We start from the raw sequence: 16,840 nt of genomic DNA, 5'->3' as shown, positions 1-16,840 counted from the left end.
GTGGGAGGCTGACGGGGTGCCGGCGCCGAGACCGGTGTGACCTTTCGGTCCGATCGGGCGGCGCTCTGGGTTAGTGCCCCACCCGTCGCCAGTCCGTCACAGGGCCGGGGTTTGTGTGGTCCGCAGGGGTGACCCAGAAGGCTTTGCCCAGCTCAGCGCTGAACTGGGCGCCTGTCCGGCCGTCACCCGATGAGCGTCCCGTCAGCCGTCGTCCTATCCAGGGCAGCAGGTGCTGCTTGGCGAAGCTGGCGTCGGCGGCGCGGCGGGCGACCCAGCCGGGCGGCGCCGTCGGCGGCATCGGCGTACGCCACTCCTTGTCCTCGGGGGCGTACCCGAGCCTCTGCCAGACGGCCTCCGCGACCCGGCGGTGCCCCTCGGGCGTCAGATGCAGCCGGTCCACGTCCCACATCCGGGGGTCGGCGAGTGAGGGCGCCCCATAGAGGTCGACCACCAGCGCCCCGTGCCGGTCCGCGAGCTCGTCGACGACGGAGAAGAGCTCCTCCATACGCGGCCGGAACCGTTCGAGCACCGGACCGTTGCGGCCCGGGCTGCGCATCAGGACGAGCCGCTCGCAGGCGGGGGCGAGCCGCTCCACGGCCTCCTCCAGGAGAGCGCGGACGCGTCCCATGTCGACCTTGGGGCGCAGTGTGTCGTTGAGTCCGCCGACGAGGGTGATCACGTCGGGCCGCATCGCGACCGCCACGTCCACCTGTTCCTCGACGATCTGTCCGATCAGCTTGCCGCGCACCGCGAGGTTGGCGTACCGGAAGCCGGGCGTCCGCGTGGCCATCCGGCCGGCGAGGAGGTCGGCCCAGCCGCGGTAGGAGCCGTCGGGCAGCCGGTCCGACATGCCCTCGGTGAAGGAGTCGCCGACCGCGACAAGACTGGTGTAGGTGGCATTCGTCTGCATGGCGGACAAGATGCTAACCCGCACGCATACTCGCCGGTCGGTCGGGCCCCCTCCGGGCCGGGAGCACCAGCCACTGCTCGATCACGTCCGGATCCCCGGCCGCGCTCACACCGTCTGTCCGAACAGCTCCCTCAGCACGTCCTCCATCGTCACCAGCCCCGTCATCCGTCCGTCGCTGCCCATGACGGCCGCGAGATGCGTACGACTGCGGCGCATCGCCGTGAGCACGTCGTCCAGCGGGGTGCTCTCCCGCACCCGCGCGATGGGCCGCATGTCCTCCACCCGGAACGGCAACTCGCGCGGTGTCGCGTCCAGTGCGTCCTTGACGTGCAGGTAGCCCACGATGCGGCGCCCCTCGTCCACGACCGGGAAGCGCGAGAAGCCGGACTCGGCGGACAGCCGTTCCAGCTCCTCCGGAGTGACGCCCACGCGCGCGTAGACGACACCTTCCAGTGGCAGCACCACGTCCCGTACGGGCCGGCGGCCGAGCTCCAGCGCGTCGTGCAACCGCTCCAGAGCGCGGTCGTCGATGAGCCCCGCCGCGCCGGAGTCCCTGACCAGCCTGGCCAGCTCGTCGTCGGAGAAGGTGGCGACGACCTCGTCCTTCGTCTCGACCCGCAGCAGCTTCAGCAGGCCGTTCGCGAAGGCGTTGATCGTGAAGATCACCGGGCGCAGCGCCCGGGAGAGCGTCACCAGCGGCGGTCCGAGCACCAGCGCGGTGCGCACCGGTTCCGCGAGCGCGATGTTCTTCGGCACCATTTCGCCGAGCAGCATGTGCAGATAGGTCGCCAGGGCGAGCGCGATCACGAACGAGATCGCGTGGCCCGCGCTCTGCGAGACGCCCAGCGCGTGGAACGCCGGTTCCAGCAGGTGCGCGATCGCGGGCTCGGCCACGATGCCGAGGACCAGCGTGCACAGGGTGATGCCGAGCTGCGCGGCCGCCAGCAGCGCGGACACGTGCTCCAGGCCCCACAGGACGCTGCGTGCCCGCCGGTCGCCCTCTTCGGCGTGCGGTTCGATCTGGCTGCGGCGCACCGAGATCAGCGCGAACTCGCTGCCCACGAAGAAGGCGTTCACGACCAGCGTCGCCAGCCCGATCAGTAGTTGTACGACGGTCATCGCGGCCCCCTCTTCTCGTCGTAGCGCCGCTCCCCGTCGCGCGGCGCGTGCAGCAGCACCCGCGCGGCCCGCCGCCCGGAGGCGTCCACCACGTCGAGCCGCCACCCGGCGACCTCGACGGTGTCCCCGATGGCGGGGATGCGGCCGAGCCCGGTCGCGAGGAAACCGGCCAGGGTCTCGTAGGGCCCCTCGGGCACGCGCAGCCCGACGCGGGCCAGCTGGTCGGTGCGGGCGGACCCGTCGGCCGAGTACAGCGTCCGCCCCTCCTCGTCCGTGCCTGCCGGGGCCAGGTCGGGCGTCTCGTGCGGGTCGTGCTCGTCGCGGACCTCGCCGACGACCTCCTCGACGATGTCCTCCAGGGTGGCGACGCCCGCCGTGCCGCCGTACTCGTCGATGACGGCGGCCATGGTGCGTCCGCCGGACAGCCGGTCGAGCAGCCGGTCGACGGTGAGTGACTCCGGTACGAACAGGGGTTCACGCATGATCTGGGAGACGGGGGTGCGGGGCCGCGACTCGGCGGGTACCGCCACCACGTCCTTGATGTGTGCCACGCCCACGACCGAGTCGAGGTTGCCGCGGTAGACGGGGAAGCGGGACAGACCCGTCGCCCGTGTCGCGTTCGCCACGTCCTCGCAGGTCGCCTGGACATCCAGCGCGACGACCTGGACACGCGGGGTCATCACGTTCTCCGCGGTCAGGTCGGCGAGGTTCAGGGTGCGCACGAACAGCTCGGCGGTGTCCGCCTCCAGGGCGCCCTCCTTGGCGGAGTGCCGGGCCAGGGCGACCAGTTCCTTGGGCCCGCGCGCGGAGGCCAGCTCCTCGGTCGGCTCGAGGCCGAAGACCCGTACGACACGGTTGGCCGTGTTGTTGAGATGCGTGATGAACGGGCGGAACGCGGCGCTGAACCAGCGCTGCGGCGTCGCCACCCGCTTGGCCACGGCGAGCGGCGAGGAGATCGCCCAGTTCTTGGGGACCAGCTCGCCGACGACCATCAGGAAGACCGTCGACAGGGCCGTACCGATGACCAGCGCCACCGAACGGGACGCGGAGTGCGAGACGCCGAGCGACTCCAGCGGACCCGCGATCAGCTTGGCGATCGACGACTCGGAGAGCATGCCGACGACCAGGTTGGTGACGGTGATGCCGAGCTGGGCGCCGGACAGCTGGAACGTCAGATTCCGTGCGGCCTTGAGGGCGCCCGACGCGCCGCGCTCGCCGCGCTCGACGGCCCGTTCGAGCTCGCTGCGCTCGACCGTGGTCAGTGAGAACTCCGCCGCGACGAAGGCGCCACAGGCCAGCGAGAGCAGCACCGCCACCAGGAGGAGGAGCACTTCGGTCATCGGGTCACCTCCGTCCCATGATCGGCCAGGGGCGGGGGGATCGCGCGATGTCGGGTACGGGGAGGCTCGCCCATCGGCGGACGCTCACACCTTTCATGGAAGGACCGGGTGATCCTCCCATGGTAAAGGATCGGCAAAGTACCCTCTGGGGTGCTGGAGGCTAGTCGGTGAGCGGCTTCGCCCAGCGGCGCCACTGCTCCTGGAGCTCGTACCCGGCGGCCCGCCACGCAAGCTGCCCGGTCTCGTTCCGCCGCAGCACCATCGCGTCCGAGCGCCGCCCCCCGAGCCGTACGAACCGCTCCTCGGCGGCGGCGAGCAGAGCGGAGCCGATCCCGCGGCGGCGCCGCCCGGGATGCACCGCGAGCCGGTACAGATGGCAGCGCCAGCCGTCGAAGCCCGCGATCACCGTGCCCACCAGCTCGCCGTCGTCCTCGGCCAGGATCAGCGCCTCCGGATCGTGGGCGACCAGGAGCTCCACGCCGTCCCGGTCGTCACTGATACTCGTGCCCTCGGCCGCCACCTTCCAGAAGGCCAGCACGGTGCCGAGGTCCTCGGGCGTCGCGGCCCGTATCCGCAAGTCGGTCATGGCCCCGATCCCATCACGCGTTCCGTGGGGCAGCACCGAATTCCACCATCCGGACGGTCACTCGCCCCGCAGCGCCGCGACGACGGGGGCGAACGCCTCCATGTTCGGCTCCAGGACCGTCAGATACGAGAACCCGTACCGCTCCCGCTGCGCCCGCACCTGCGCGACGATCTGCTCCAGTGTTCCCACCAGCACGATCGGCAGCCCCAGGACCTCGTCCTCGGTCAGGTTCGGGATACGGGGCAGCCAGGGCCGGATCGCGGCGCCGCGGTCCTCGGTGACGGCGAGGATCTGGATCAGCAGATTGAGCTCGGCGGGCTCCTTGCGCCCCTGTGCGGCCTCCCGGTACAGGGCGACGCGTTCGTCCAGTGCGGCGGCCGTGATCGGCTCCAGCGTGCCGCCCGGGCTGGTGCGCGCGCCGGTGAACGCCGCGATGTCCGCGTGCTGGGCGGTGAGCCGCAGCATCCGGTCGCCGTTGGCGCCGATCAGCAGCGGCACGCGGGGTCGCTGCACCGTTCCCGGCCGGTGCTCGTCCGAACCGAGGAGGCGCTCCAACTCCTCGACGGTGCGCTGAAGATGGTCGACCCGCTCGCGCGGCGAGCCCCAGGGGAGGCCCGCCGTGTCGTGCTCCGCCCGGATGTAGCCGGTGCCGAGCCCGAGTTCGAGGCGGCCGCCCGTCAGCGTGTCCGTGGTGGCGACCTCGCGGGCCAGCAGCGTGGGATTCCAGAAGCCCGCGTTGAGCACGAAGGTGCCGAGGCGGGGCCGCTCGGTGACCTCCGCCGCGGCCACCAGCGAGGGGAAGGGCGCGGGCATGCCCAGGTGATCGGGGACCAGGATCACGTCGTAACCGAGTTCCTCGGCGCGTCGGCACTTGGCGCGCCACTCGTCGAGGGGCGCGGGGGCGAGCAGATTGACGCCGAACCGGAACGGGCGGGAGGAGCCCAAGGACTGCGACATGAACTCTCCTCATTCTCGAGCCACTTGTGCGCATGGGGCGAACGGGGTGGGCCGGACGCGAGTACGTCGGTGGACAGGACGTGTACCTCAACAGGACGCGCACATCATTCGTGCGCGATGGCCGCCAGGACGTTCATGCGCGAGGCACGCAGCGCCGGCAGCAGCGCCGCCACTATGCCCACGACCGCCGAACCCACGACCACGGCGACGATGGTGGTCCAGGGGATGGCGAGCGACTTCATGCCCTGGAGCGCGAGGACCCGCTGCACACAGACGCCCCAGACCAGCCCGAGCGCGAGGCCGAGGACGGCGCCGAACACGGCGATCACCACCGACTCCAGCCTGATCATCCGGCGCAGTTGGCGCCGGGCGAGCCCGATCGCGCGCAGCAGCCCGATCTCACGGGTGCGTTCGACCACCGACAGGGCGAGGGTGTTGACCACGCCGAGCACCGCGATCACGATCGCGAGTCCGAGCAGCGCGTACACGAGGTACAGCAGCACGGCGATCTGGTCGTGCACGAGTTTCTTGTAGTCGGCCTGGTCGCGGACCTGCACCTGCGGATAGGGCTTGAGCGTCTGCTCCAGGTGCGCGCGCAGCCGGTCGGGGCTCGTGCCGGGGGCCGCGTTCACGTACAGGGCCGAGTCCTGCCCGCCGGGCACGTACTTCTCGACCGTGCCGAAGCCGAAGACCAGCCCGCCCTGCATTCCGAAGCCCCCGGAGCCGCCCTGGTCGGTGAGCGCCCCCACCGTCAGCTCGGTCTTCCGCTCGGCGGGGAACTCGACGGGGATCACGCTGCCGACGCGCACGCCGTGGTCCCGCGCGAACGTCGCGTCCATCGACAGGCGCCCGGCACCGAGCGCCGCCGCCGTGTCCCCCTGGGTGTACGTGACGTGGGCGACGTCGTCGAGCCGCGGATCGTAGCCCGCCGCGGTCGTCTCGACCCGCTTGCCGTCCGGCAGCCGCACCGCGACCGGCGTGAACCGCTGGCGGACGACGAGCCCGGCACCCTCGGTGGCGCGCACCTTGTCCGTGATCTCCCTGGTGAACGGCACGAAGTTGCTGTTCTGGATCACGAAGTCGGAGCCCAGTGTCTTGTCGATCTGGTGGTCGAAGGACTTGCTCATGGACGCGCTCGCCACGGACATTCCGCCGACCAGCGCGAGGCCCACCATGAGCGCGGCCGCCGTGGCGCCGGTGCGCCGCGGATTGCGCAGCGCGTTGCGCTGGCTCATCCGGCCGACCGGGCCGAACAGGGCGGGGAAGGCACCGCCCAGGACCCGGATCACCGGCCGTACAAGGAGCGGACCCGCGATCACCGTCGCGATGAGGGTGAGTACGACACCGAGGCCGAGGAGGGAGGCGGACGTCGCGGTCTTCGACGCCGTGGCGCAGCCGGCCAGCGCGGCGGCTCCGGCCACGCCCACGACCGAGCCCACCAGGGCGCGCGTCCGCAGCGGCCTTCCCACCCCGGCGACCTCGGCGTCCGAGAGGGCCGCCATCGGGGAGACACCCGCCGCGCGCCGGGCGGGGAGATACGCCGCCACGAAGGTGACGCCGACTCCGACGACGTACGACGTGACGGGGGTCGGCCACCCGATCACCATCTCGGTGGACTTGAGGTTCATCCCGAACGCGCTCATGAGGCGGATCAGTCCGAGGGCGAGACCGATCCCCGCGGCGAGTCCGAGCGTCGAGCCGACCAGACCGAGCAGCAGCGCCTCGGTGAGCACGGACCGCCGCACCTGCCGCCGGTCCGCGCCCAGCGCGCGCAACAGGCCCAGCTCACGGGTGCGTTGGGCGATGAGCATCGAGAAGGTGTTGACGATCAGGAAGACGCCGACCAGTACGGCGATGCCGGCGAAGCCGAGCATCACGTACTTGATGACGTCCAGGAATCCGCCGAGCTGCGCGGCGGCGTCCTTGGCCTGCTCGTCGGCGGTCTTCACCTCGTACCTCCCGGTGCCCACCTGTGCCGCGATCCGCTGCTTGAGCGGAGCGTCGGCGACCCCGGGCGCCGCGTCCACCGCGATGCTCGTGGCGGCGTCCCGGCTGCCGAGCAGGTTCGTCTGCGCGGTGGGGGTGTCGAGGAACAGCAGCGCGGCACCGGGGTTGGTGGTGGTGAAGGTGGCGATGCCGACGATCCTCACCGGGAAGGTGCGCTCTGCCTGCACCGTCAGGGTGTCGCCGATCGCCACGTGCTTGTGCTTGGCGGTGTCCGCGTCGAGCAGTGCCTCGTCGGCGCCGTGCGGGGCGTGGCCGGAGGTCAGTTTCACCGGGCTGCGCTTGGTGACCTGCCAGTTGGTGGCGATGGTCGGCGCGCCCGAGGTCGGTCCGATCGACTTGTTCTCGCGGTCGACGATGGTGAGGTTCTCGACGCTCACGTCCACATGGGTGGCCGCCACGCCGTCGACCTTCGCGAGCCGGTCCGCGAGCGAGGCGGCCAGCGTCGGCGTGGCGCCGGTCGCCACCCGCGACTTGAGGTCGTTCTTCGGCGACACGGTCACATCGGCCGCGGTGGAGGCGAAGAGCCGGTCGAACGTACGGGTGACCGTGTCCGAGAAGATCAGGCTGCCCGCCACGAACGCCACGGACAGCACGACGGCCAGCGCGGACAGGAGCAGCCGCCCCTTGTGGGCGAGGAAGCTCCGCAGAGTCGCCTTGAGCACGTCCGCCGCCTCAGTCCTTGTCGAAGGTGTCGAGAGTGTCGAGAGACGCGTCGAGAGATGCGCCGAGAGGTGCGTCGTCCGAGTCGGCGGCCAGGACCACGTCCACGGCCACGTCGTCGGAGGCGCCCCCGGCGGTCGGGCGGCTCCCGGAGAAGTGCCGCATGCGCTCCAGCACCGCCTCCGCCGTAGGCCGCTCCATCTCGTCCACGATCCGCCCGTCCCCGAGGAACAGCACCACATCGGAGTGGGCCGCCGCTCCCGGATCGTGCGTGACCATGACGACGCTCTGGCCGAGGTCGTCGACCGCCTCGCGCAGGAAGCCGAGGACCTCGAGCCCCGCACGGGAGTCGAGGTTGCCGGTCGGCTCGTCCGCGAAGATCAGCTCGGGGCGGGAGGCGAGCGCCCGCGCACAGGCGACGCGCTGCTGCTGTCCGCCGGAGAGCTGCGCGGGCCGGTGCTTCAGCCGGTCCCGCAGCCCGAGCGTGTCGATGACCTGGTCCAGCCACTTCTGGTCGGGCTTCTGGCCCGCGATGTCCATCGGCAGCGTGATGTTCTCGGCCGCGTTCAGGGTGGGGATCAGATTGAAGGACTGGAACATGAACCCGATCCGGTCCCGGCGCAGCCGGGTCAGCTCACGGTCCTTGAGCCCAGTGATCTCGGTGTCGCCGAGCCACACCTGTCCGGCCGAGACGGTGTCGAGTCCCGCGAGGCAGTGCATCAGCGTCGACTTCCCGGAACCCGAGGGGCCCATGACCGCGGTGAAGCGGCCGCGCGCGATGTCCACGTCGACCGAGTCGAGGGCGAGGACGGTGGTCTCGCCGGATCCGTACGCCTTCGTCAGGCCGCGGGCGCGGGCGGCGACCCCGTCCGCGTCCCGTCGTCCGACGGCGTGCTCCGCAGCAGGTGTGGACAAGGCCGCCTCCTCCGTGATGGACGTCCTGACTCCCCGGTCCCGGCCGAGCGTAGTGTGAGCCCGCCCACAGCCGGTATCCCCCCGAGGTACCGGCTCCGGCGAGTCGCCCCCTTGCGGGTGCTAGCACTTCGGCGCTAGCTTCGAGGTATGGCGAAGACTCAGCTGAACGTGCGGGTGGACGAGGGCACGGCCCGGGCCGCCCGGGAGCGGGCCCTGGAGCGCGGCATGAGCGTGAACCGCTACATCGAAGAGCTGGTCAGACAGGACACCGGAGAGGTCGGCCACACCTTCGTCGACGCGGCCTCCGACTTCATGAAGCAGTACGCGAACGTCTTCGCCGAGGAGTTCGGCGCGGACCGGGAAGGCGCACGGGACACGTTCCGGGACGGCTCACGCGAAGGTCGTCGTTGATCCCTTGAGCAGTCTCAGAGTCGACCTCGCCTGGCTCCTCATGATCGCCGAACAGAAGACGCCCGGAGATCCCCAGGTCACCGACTGGGGAGCCCTCGTCGCCGCCGTCAGCCGGCACGAGGCGGAGATATTCGGCATTCCCGTCTACGACAGCCCGCACGCCCGCGCCGCCGCACTGCTCCAGCTGCTGCTGCACGTCCCCGCGCTCGAACGGTCCAACGCGATGTTCGCCTCGGCCGTCGCGTACGCCTATCTCGTCGCCAGCGGCCTCAAGGTCGTCACCTCGCCCGAGCAGGTGCGCGAACTCGCCCGCCTGGTGAAGGGCGGCGACGCGACCGTGCACGAGATCGCACAGGAGCTGCGGCAGTGGAGTCTGTGACTACTCCCTGACCGGCGGGCGCCTCGCGCTGCCCAGCACGCAGTACGACGTGGGCAGCCGCGGACCCTTCTCGGGAATGAACAGCCGCCGGTAGGGACCCAGTTCGAACCCGGCCTCGCGCAGCGCGGCGATCGGGTCGCGGGCCAGATGGCAACCGCCGTTCAGCCGCGGCCACACCGTCCGGTCCAGTCCGCGCTGGACGGACGTCATCACAGGTCCGCCGCCCTTGCCGTGCTCGAAGAACCACACCGTGCCACCGGGCCGCAGCACGCGCCGCACCTCACCGAGGGCCCGCGGCACATCGCGCACACTGCACAGCACCAGGGAGAGCACCGCCCCGTCGAACGCCTCGCTCTTGACCGGCAGCGCCTCCGCCGCGCCCGGCACCACGTCCACGGGCACCTCGGAGCGCAGCGCGGCCTCCACGGCCAACTGCCGCAGCATCCGCTCGGGTTCGATCGCGACCACCTCGGAGACGGCGCTCGGGTAGTGCGCGAAGTTCAGCCCGTTGCCCGCGCCGATCTCGATGACCCGCCCCGAAAGACCGGTGAGCAGCCGGTCGCGTACCGCGCCGATGCCCATCCTGGTGTCGGCCGCCACGCTGATACGGGCGTAGTACCGGGCGAACAGCGGATGGTGTACGGCGTCGTGCGACAGCTTGGCCGAGCCGGCTGACCTGAAGGGCATGACGGACCTCCCGGGAGGACGGGGTCTTACCGGGATTGTCCCCCCAGGACGTCCGCCACACGCTCTACGACGCTCGACCACACGCTTTACGACGCTCGACCTACGTCATACGCGGGTCGGCCCACGCGTCAGGCGACGAAGTCGCGCACCTGCTTGTAGACGCCGTAGTCGTTGTTCATGTCGGTGTGCGAGATGCAGCCCACCTCCACATCGGTGGCGCCGCTCAGGACCGCGCTGGTGTCCGGGTTGATCAGCTCGTCGCAGTTCGACCAGTAGCTGGCGTACGAGACACTGCCCGGCGTCTCGTCACCGGAGTTCAGCGAGGTCAGGAACGAACTGCCGGTGTACATCTCGGCGCACGAGGTGTAGAGCCATGTGCACCAGCTCGCGACCGTGGTTCCGTGGTTCACCCCGGCGGTGGACACGAAGTCGTCGACGTACGAGGTCCCGCCGAGGTTCTTGAGGTAGTAGCGCGCACTCAGAGCGCCCATGGAATGGACGACCAGGTCCACCTTCGACGCGCCGGTCTGCGCGAGGACGTTCTTGACCTCGGTGGAGAGCTGCTGGGCCGTGGTCACGTTCGACTGGCCCCAGTCGTACGACCACGCGAACAGCTCGGAGCCGCTGTAGCCGTCGGCCTTGAAGTCGGCGATCCAGTCGTCCCAACTGCTCGCCGAACTGCTGAGGCCGTGCACGAAGATGACGGGATTGTGGGTCGCGGCCCGGGCGGGCACGGCGGACAGGGAGAGTGACACGAGGAGCGCCGCGACCATGGCGGAGAAGTACGTGGCGATGCGACGCGAGTGGCGTTGCATGGTGCCTCCAGACAAGGGTGGGGTGCCTGGAGTGTCAGCTGGGGTCTACGCGCGCCGCATCGGTGAAATCGCCGGTCTTTACTTGCCAGTTAACTCACCAGTAACGTCATTCGGGTGGTGACTTCGGCGAACCCCGTACGCGGCCCCGCACAACCCGAGCTCGGCCCCTCGCTTCCCGAAGGCGTACGGGTACGGATCCTGCGCACCGCGCACGGCGACCGCCGCGCCGCCGCGGAACTCGCCTCCGCACTGACCGAGCGTCAATTGACCGGCCTCGACCCGCTGCCGGCACAGCCTCCCGTACTCCTGCGCGCGTACCGTCAGGAGGTCCGCGCCCTGCCCGACACCACCCGGCGCCTCCTGCTCCTCGCGGCGGCCGACCAGTACCCGGTCGACACCCATGCCTTCCTGCGGGCCGTCACCGCGGCCCGGCTCGACACCCGGCCCCTCGTCACCGCCGAGGTGGCCGGAGTCGCCCACGCCACGGCGGGCGGCATCGTCTTCCGCGATCCGTGGACCCGGATAGCGGCCTACGAGACCGCCTCTGTGACGGACCGGCGCGCCGTCCACCTCCTGCTCGCCCGGGTCCTGCGCGGCGAGGGCGAGTCACCCCGGCGGTCCTGGCACAGGGGCGCCGCCGCGCTCGGTCCCAGCCGACGCCTCGCCGCCGAACTCCGGGCGGCGGCCCACACCGCGCGCACCGCGGGCGACCACGCCCTGGCCTGCGCCCTCGTCGAACGCGCCGCCGCGCTGTCCCCCGAGCCGAGCGAGCGGGCCCGGCTGCTCGCCCGTGCCGCCGCCGACGCCTGGCGGTCCGGCGACGCCGACCGTGCCCGCCGGCTCGTCGCCGCCACCGACGACGACGCCCTGGGCGGTCTGCTCGCGCTGCGCGCGGGCAACGCGACGGACGCGTTCGACGCGCTGCTGACGGCCGCGGTGCGCTACGCCGACGACGGCCCGGGGCCGGCCCGTACGGACCACCCCCGGCACGCCGCCGTCCACCTCCTCGCCCGCGCCACCGAAGCCGCGATCTACACCGGTGACCTGCGCCGGTGCCGGGAGGCGGCGGCCGTCGCCGACCGGCTCGGGATCGTGCCGCCCGGCACGCTGGGCGGGCTGGCCGCGGCGTTCGAAGGCCGCTACGACGACGCGCGGGACCTGTTGAAGGCGGCGGCCGGCCGCTGCGGTCCCGGGGGCGATCCCACCCTGCTGATCCACTCCGGGATCGCCGCACTCATGCTCGGCGACCACACCGCGGCCGCCACCGCCACCGTCCGGGCCGCCGCTTCCGCCCGGGCCGGGGGAGACGGGGTCACCGTTCCCCAGGCCATGGAGTTCCGGGCGTACGCCGACTTCTGGACCGGTCGGCCAAAGGCCGCCGAGGCCGCCACCCTGGAGGCCCTCCGCCAGGCGTACACCACCGGCCAGGACAACGGGGCCTGTCATCTGCAGGCGGCCCTCGCGATGTTCGCCGCGGTCACCGGCGACGAGGACGTCTGCCGGGAGCGCGCCGAGGCCGCCCGCGCCTACGCCCTCGCCCGCGGGCTCGGCCTGCCCGCCGCGCTGGCCCTGTTCGCGCTCGCCTTCCTCGACCTGAGCACCGGCCGTTACGCCGCCTCGGCGGCCCGGCTGCGCGCCCTCGCCGGATTCGGCCCCGGGCACGGGCACCGCGCCATCCGCCACATCGCCACCCCGCACTACGTCGAGGCCGCCGTCCGCACCGGCGACACACGGGTCGCCCGGGCCGCCCACGCCGACTACGACCACTGGGCGCGTACCGTGCGCAGCCCCGACGATCTGGCGCTCAGCGCCCGCTGCCGGGCCCTGCTCGCCTCCGGCACGGAGGCCGTCGAGCACTACCGCACCGCCCTCGATCTGCACGCCTCGGGCACCCGTGACTTCGAACGTGCCCGCACGGAGCTGCTGTTCGGTGGTGCGCTACGGCGACTGCGGCACCGGACGGAGGCCCGTGACCGGCTGCACAGCGCCCTCGAGGCGTTCGAGCACTTCGGTTCGCCGCAGTGTGCGGCGGCGGCGCGGACCGAACTCCGTGTCCTGGGAGAGCCCGTCTCCCCGGTGCGGGGCGCCGACGATCTCGTCGCCCGTCTCACCGCGCAGCAGTTGATGGTCGCGCGCATGGCGGCCGACGGGGCGACCAATCGGGAGATCGCGGCGCGGTTGTTGCTCAGTCCGCGGACCATTGACCACCATCTGCGGGGGGTGTTCGCGCGGTTGGGGATTCGGTCACGGATCGAGTTGGTGCGGTTGTTGGGGGAGGGGTGAGGGGGCTGTCCTTCGGCTGCGGGCAGGTGGGGGTTGAGCGCGCGGTTCCCCGCGCCCCTGACGGGGCGCTCAGACCCCCTGCGCCGAAATGAAGGCGTTTCCGTCCCAGGTGCCGCCCAGCCGAGAGGCCAGCCACCCAGGCGCCTGCGCACAGAAGTCGGCGACCGGGTAAGCGCCCGCCCCCGCGGGCAGCGCTCCCAGGAGCGGGGCCTCGGCCACGAGGGGCAGATCCGCGAGGTTGCAGCGCGACGCCAGGTCGGGGGAGTCGGGCCAGCTGCCGATGACGATTCCCGCCAGGTCCAGCCCACGGCGCCGCAGTTCACGAGACGTCAGCTCGGTGGTGTTCAGGGTGCCGAGGCCCGCTGATGCCACCACCAGCACCGGCGCGTCCAGCAGGCTCGCCGCGTCCGCCAGCGTGCCGCCCTCGTCGTCGAAGCGGACGAGGAGACCGCCCGCTCCCTCGACCAGCACGAGGTCGTGCTCGGTGGCCAGTTCGGCCGCCGCCTTCGCCACCGCGACCGGGCGCACCGGGGGCAGGGAGGCCCGCCGCGCGGCCGTCGCGGGAGCCAACGGCTCCGGATAGCGGGCGAGTTCGAGCGTGGTCACGGCGCCCGCGAGCCGGGCCACCTCGTCGGCGTCGCCGCGCTCGTCCGGGCGTACACCCGTCTGCGCCGGCTTGAGTACGGCCACGGAGCGTCCGGCCGCGAGGGCCGTGGCGGCGACGGCGGCCGTCGTCACCGTCTTGCCGACCTCCGTGCCCGTCCCCGTGATCACCAGAACCGCCATGTCATCCCTCCCGCGCCGCCGCGCACACCGCGCGCGCGATCCGTGCCACGTCCGCGTCACCCGTGACGTAAGGCGGCATCGTGTAGACGAGGTCGCGGAACGGGCGCAGCCACACGCCCTCGCGCACGGCCGCCGCCGTGGCCGCCTTCATGTCGACCTCGTGGTCGAGCTGGACGACGCCGATCGCACCCAGGACTCGTACGTCCCGGACACCCGGCAGCGAGGACGCCTCCGCGAGGCCGTCCCGCAACCCCGCCTCGATCCGCTTGACCTCGGCCTGCCAGTTCTGTCCGAGCAGCAGGTCGATCGAGGCGCAGGCCACCGCGGCGGCCAGCGGATTGCCCATGAAGGTCGGGCCGTGAGCCAGCACCGGGACGTCACCGCGGGAGATGCCCTCGGCCACCCGCGCCGTGCAGAGCGTCGCCGCCATCGTCATATAGCCGCCGGTCAGCGCCTTGCCGACGCACATCACGTCCGGCGTGATACCGGCGTGCTCCGCCGCGAAGAGAGCGCCCGTCCGGCCGAAGCCGGTCGCGATCTCGTCGAGGACGAGAAGCACGTCGTGCGCGTCGCACGCCTCCCGCAGCACCCGCAGATACGCGGGGGAGTGGAACCGCATCCCACCCGCGCCCTGTACCACCGGCTCCACGATCACCGCGGCGAGCTCGTCGGCGTGCCGCCCGATCAGCTCGCGCAGATGGTCGGCGTACGACTCCTCGTACGCGACCGGCGGGGCCTCGGCGAACACCTGGCGCTGGAGCACGCCCTGCCACAGCTCGTGCATCCCGCCCTCGGGGTCGCACACCGACATCGGCTGCCAGGTGTCCCCGTGGTAGCCGCCGCGCCAGGTCAGCAGCCGCTGCTTGCCCGGGCGGCCGAGCGAGCGCCAGTGCTGGAGGCACATCTTGACGGCGACCTCGACCGACACCGATCCGGAGTCGGCGAGGAAGACGTGTTCCAGGCCTTCGGGCGTGATGTCGACAAGTCGCTTCACCAGCCGCACGGCGGGCTCGTGCGTGAGCCCCCCGAACATGACATGGCTCATGCGCTCCAGCTGGTCGCGCGCCGCGTCGTTGAGGACCGGGTGGTTGTAGCCGTGGATGGCCGACCACCATGACGACATGCCGTCGACCAGTTCGCCCGAGCCGTCCGCCAGCCGCAGGCGTACCCCGCTCGCCGATTCCACGACGAGCGGTTCCTGACGGCCGGGCATGGGGCCGTACGGGTGCCAGACGTGCCGCCGGTCCAACTCCAGCAGTTCCCGCACGGGCAGCGTGGACGGCTCGGACCGGTCAGGCATTGGGGGCGAGATCCGTTCCGGCACCCCGGCGGCGTACGGCGACGAGATCCGTACGCGCTTCGGCGGGCTGCTCCTGCTCGGCCCGCACCTTCACCGAACCGCAGACGCCAGCGCCCTCGTGCGAGCCGCACCCGGCGTCCGCGTGCGAGCCGCACCCGCCGCCCTCGTGCGAGCCGCACCCGGCCTCGGCGTGCGCACCGCAGCCGGCGCCCGCCGTCACGCGGTGCTCCGGCAGGGTCACCTCGCCCGCGCCCTCCACCTCGAACCCGGCGTCCGCGATCATGTCCAGGTCGGCCTTGCCCGCCTGGCCCTCGCTGGTGAGGTAGTCGCCGAGGAAGATCGAGTTGGCCAGGTTCAGGGCGAGCGGCTGCATGGTGCGGAGGTGGACCTCGCGGCCGCCCGCGATGCGGACCTCCACGTCCGGGCAGACGAAACGGACCATGGCCAGGATGCGCAGGCACCGCTGCGGGGTGAGGTTCCACTCCTTGGCGAGCGGGGTGCCCTCGAAGGGGATCAGGAAGTTCACCGGAACGGAGTCAGGGTCGAGCTCGCGCAGCGAGTAGACGACGTCGACGAGGTCCTCGTCCGACTCGCCCATGCCCGCGATCAGACCCGAGCAGGCGGACAGACCGGCCGCGTGCGCCTTCTGGACCGTGTCCACCCGGTCGGCGTACGTGTGAGTGGTCGTGATGTCCCCGTACGTCCCCTCGGACGTGTTCAGGTTGTGGTTGTAGGCGTCCGCGCCCGCCTCGCGCAACCGCTCGGCCTGGCCGTCGGAGAGCAGGCCCAGACAGGCGCACACCTCGACGTTCTCGTTTCGGTCCTTGATCGCCTTGATGGTGTCGGAGACCCGGTCCACGTCACGGTCCGTCGGACCGCGGCCGCTGGCCACCAGGCAGACCCGCTTGGCGCCCCCGGCGAGCCCGGCCGCCGCGGCCTGCGAGGCCTGGTCCGGCTTGAGCCAGGTGTACTTGAGGATGTCGGCCTTGGAGCCGAGGCGCTGCGAGCAGTACGAGCAGTCCTCGGGGCACAGACCGGACTTCAGATTGACCAGATAGTTGAGTTTCACTCGACGGCCGAACCAGTGCCGGCGGACTTTTCCGGCCGCGGCCACCACGTCGAGCACGTCGTCGTCGGACGTGGCCAGCACGGCCAGCGCCTCGTCACGGGTCGGCAGCTCGCGCCGAAGCCCCTTGTCCACCAGCGTGTTCAGCAGGTCCATGAGATCCGATCCTGACGTATGCGAGCCGCTGTGGCCAAGGAGAGTTTGCACAACAGAGACGGTTCGACGTGTGGGGATTGTGTACTGTCCGCCACAGTCCACACGGAGCACACAACCGGGAAGAGTCCAGGTCAGAGGCGCAAAGTCCATGGTCAGAGCTACATTCGGTGAGAGACGCGTGACACGCGAATCAGGCGGATGACCATGGTGTGGGGTTCCTACAAACAGCCTCTGACCAGGGGAGAGAGATAGATCATGTGGCGAGTGACCGCAAAGGGTGCTGCAACCGGCACTGAGTACGTCTTCCAGGTGGATGCCCCTGAGTACGCCCCGGAGGAAGCCGTCTGGGATGCCGCCTGTAGTCAGCACGGACGGGACAACCAGACTCGCTCTAGGGCTACCCGGGAAGACCTGGACATCCGTCCTGGTGCGCATCGAGTGGAGTTCATCCGTCCCGAGACTG

General features: G+C 71.4%; 15 protein-coding genes. 3 read left to right on the top strand and 12 right to left on the bottom strand.

The features are described from left to right. Positions 1 to 70: 70 nt before the first annotated feature. The 7 genes from AQJ27_RS37335 to AQJ27_RS37305 all read right to left on the bottom strand — a co-directional run bounded on the left by AQJ27_RS37335 (position 71) and on the right by AQJ27_RS37305 (position 8,494). On the bottom strand, positions 71 to 910 hold the full coding sequence (locus AQJ27_RS37335) for an SGNH/GDSL hydrolase family protein (RefSeq protein ID WP_067378832.1): 840 nt from the start codon (positions 908 to 910) through the stop codon (positions 71 to 73). A 105-nt stretch (positions 911 to 1,015) separates the two neighbouring features. Beyond that, positions 1,016 to 2,029: a hemolysin family protein gene (locus AQJ27_RS37330; protein ID WP_067378829.1), complete on the bottom strand. Its 1,014-nt coding sequence runs from the start codon at positions 2,027 to 2,029 to the stop codon at positions 1,016 to 1,018. After that, on the bottom strand, positions 2,026 to 3,369 hold the full coding sequence (locus AQJ27_RS37325; RefSeq protein WP_067378824.1) for a hemolysin family protein: 1,344 nt from the start codon (positions 3,367 to 3,369) through the stop codon (positions 2,026 to 2,028). The genes AQJ27_RS37330 and AQJ27_RS37325 overlap by 4 nt, the downstream gene beginning before the upstream one ends. A 160-nt stretch (positions 3,370 to 3,529) precedes the next feature. Further along, positions 3,530 to 3,955, bottom strand: a complete 426-nt coding sequence (locus AQJ27_RS37320; protein ID WP_067378822.1) for a GNAT family N-acetyltransferase — start codon at positions 3,953 to 3,955, stop codon at positions 3,530 to 3,532. A gap of 57 nt (positions 3,956 to 4,012) precedes the next feature. Beyond that, on the bottom strand, positions 4,013 to 4,912 hold the full coding sequence (locus AQJ27_RS37315) for an LLM class F420-dependent oxidoreductase (protein WP_067378819.1): 900 nt from the start codon (positions 4,910 to 4,912) through the stop codon (positions 4,013 to 4,015). A gap of 104 nt (positions 4,913 to 5,016) precedes the next feature. Next, complete coding sequence (locus tag AQJ27_RS37310) at positions 5,017 to 7,581, bottom strand: FtsX-like permease family protein (RefSeq protein ID WP_067378817.1); 2,565 nt, start codon at positions 7,579 to 7,581, stop codon at positions 5,017 to 5,019. 10 nt (positions 7,582 to 7,591) lie between these two features. Then, a complete protein-coding gene (locus AQJ27_RS37305) occupies positions 7,592 to 8,494 on the bottom strand; it encodes an ABC transporter ATP-binding protein (protein ID WP_067378815.1) in 903 nt (300 codons plus the stop codon). Positions 8,495 to 8,641: 147 nt separating this feature from the next. Here AQJ27_RS37305 and AQJ27_RS37300 point away from each other — a divergent pair, with 147 nt between their 5' ends. Both AQJ27_RS37300 and AQJ27_RS37295 read left to right on the top strand, forming a co-directional pair. Beyond that, positions 8,642 to 8,905, top strand: coding sequence for a toxin-antitoxin system, antitoxin component (locus AQJ27_RS37300; RefSeq protein ID WP_067378812.1), 264 nt, complete (start codon positions 8,642 to 8,644; stop codon positions 8,903 to 8,905). A 4-nt stretch (positions 8,906 to 8,909) separates the two neighbouring features. Continuing rightward, positions 8,910 to 9,284 (top strand): hypothetical protein, encoded by a 375-nt coding sequence (locus tag AQJ27_RS37295; RefSeq protein WP_054228993.1) that lies wholly within the window; start codon positions 8,910 to 8,912, stop codon positions 9,282 to 9,284. Here the strand turns inward: AQJ27_RS37295 and AQJ27_RS37290 are convergent, their stop codons facing one another. Together AQJ27_RS37290 and AQJ27_RS37285 are read right to left on the bottom strand one after the other, a co-directional pair. After that, on the bottom strand, positions 9,285 to 9,971 hold the full coding sequence (locus AQJ27_RS37290) for a class I SAM-dependent methyltransferase (protein ID WP_067378809.1): 687 nt from the start codon (positions 9,969 to 9,971) through the stop codon (positions 9,285 to 9,287). A gap of 128 nt (positions 9,972 to 10,099) precedes the next feature. After that, on the bottom strand, positions 10,100 to 10,786 hold the full coding sequence (locus AQJ27_RS37285) for an esterase/lipase family protein (RefSeq protein WP_067378805.1): 687 nt from the start codon (positions 10,784 to 10,786) through the stop codon (positions 10,100 to 10,102). A 114-nt stretch (positions 10,787 to 10,900) separates the two neighbouring features. Here AQJ27_RS37285 and AQJ27_RS37280 point away from each other — a divergent pair, with 114 nt between their 5' ends. After that, positions 10,901 to 13,069, top strand: a complete 2,169-nt coding sequence (locus AQJ27_RS37280; protein WP_079065531.1) for a helix-turn-helix transcriptional regulator — start codon at positions 10,901 to 10,903, stop codon at positions 13,067 to 13,069. Positions 13,070 to 13,138: 69 nt separating this feature from the next. Here AQJ27_RS37280 and bioD read toward each other — a convergent pair whose 3' ends face one another. From bioD to bioB, 3 genes are read right to left on the bottom strand one after another with little or no spacing between them, the layout of a single operon-like run. Further along, positions 13,139 to 13,855: a dethiobiotin synthase gene (gene bioD / locus AQJ27_RS37275; protein ID WP_067378802.1), complete on the bottom strand. Its 717-nt coding sequence runs from the start codon at positions 13,853 to 13,855 to the stop codon at positions 13,139 to 13,141. 1 nt (position 13,856) lies between these two features. Further along, positions 13,857 to 15,155 (bottom strand): adenosylmethionine--8-amino-7-oxononanoate transaminase, encoded by a 1,299-nt coding sequence (locus tag AQJ27_RS37270; RefSeq protein ID WP_067378798.1) that lies wholly within the window; start codon positions 15,153 to 15,155, stop codon positions 13,857 to 13,859. Next, positions 15,148 to 16,377, bottom strand: a complete 1,230-nt coding sequence (gene bioB, locus AQJ27_RS37265; RefSeq protein ID WP_067378795.1) for a biotin synthase BioB — start codon at positions 16,375 to 16,377, stop codon at positions 15,148 to 15,150. The genes AQJ27_RS37270 and bioB overlap by 8 nt, the downstream gene beginning before the upstream one ends. Positions 16,378 to 16,840 lie beyond the last annotated feature (463 nt).

Source organism: Streptomyces olivochromogenes (assembly GCF_001514115.1).
Taxonomy (GTDB): Bacteria; Actinomycetota; Actinomycetes; order Streptomycetales; family Streptomycetaceae; genus Streptomyces; species Streptomyces olivochromogenes.
Note: the sequence above shows the minus strand (reverse complement) of the source record. Positions and strands in the feature narration are given on the sequence as shown.

Coding starts and splice junctions, on each gene's coding strand:
- AQJ27_RS37320 (WP_067378822.1), bottom strand. CDS start 3,955: ATGACCGACTTGCGGATACGGGCCGCGACGCCCGAGGACCTCGGCACC.
- AQJ27_RS37285 (WP_067378805.1), bottom strand. CDS start 10,786: ATGCAACGCCACTCGCGTCGCATCGCCACGTACTTCTCCGCCATGGTC.
- bioD (WP_067378802.1), bottom strand. CDS start 13,855: ATGGCGGTTCTGGTGATCACGGGGACGGGCACGGAGGTCGGCAAGACG.
- AQJ27_RS37290 (WP_067378809.1), bottom strand. CDS start 9,971: ATGCCCTTCAGGTCAGCCGGCTCGGCCAAGCTGTCGCACGACGCCGTA.
- AQJ27_RS37270 (WP_067378798.1), bottom strand. CDS start 15,155: ATGCCTGACCGGTCCGAGCCGTCCACGCTGCCCGTGCGGGAACTGCTG.
- AQJ27_RS37300 (WP_067378812.1), top strand. CDS start 8,642: ATGGCGAAGACTCAGCTGAACGTGCGGGTGGACGAGGGCACGGCCCGG.
- AQJ27_RS37330 (WP_067378829.1), bottom strand. CDS start 2,029: ATGACCGTCGTACAACTACTGATCGGGCTGGCGACGCTGGTCGTGAAC.
- AQJ27_RS37325 (WP_067378824.1), bottom strand. CDS start 3,369: ATGACCGAAGTGCTCCTCCTCCTGGTGGCGGTGCTGCTCTCGCTGGCC.
- bioB (WP_067378795.1), bottom strand. CDS start 16,377: ATGGACCTGCTGAACACGCTGGTGGACAAGGGGCTTCGGCGCGAGCTG.
- AQJ27_RS37315 (WP_067378819.1), bottom strand. CDS start 4,912: ATGTCGCAGTCCTTGGGCTCCTCCCGCCCGTTCCGGTTCGGCGTCAAT.
- AQJ27_RS37335 (WP_067378832.1), bottom strand. CDS start 910: ATGCAGACGAATGCCACCTACACCAGTCTTGTCGCGGTCGGCGACTCC.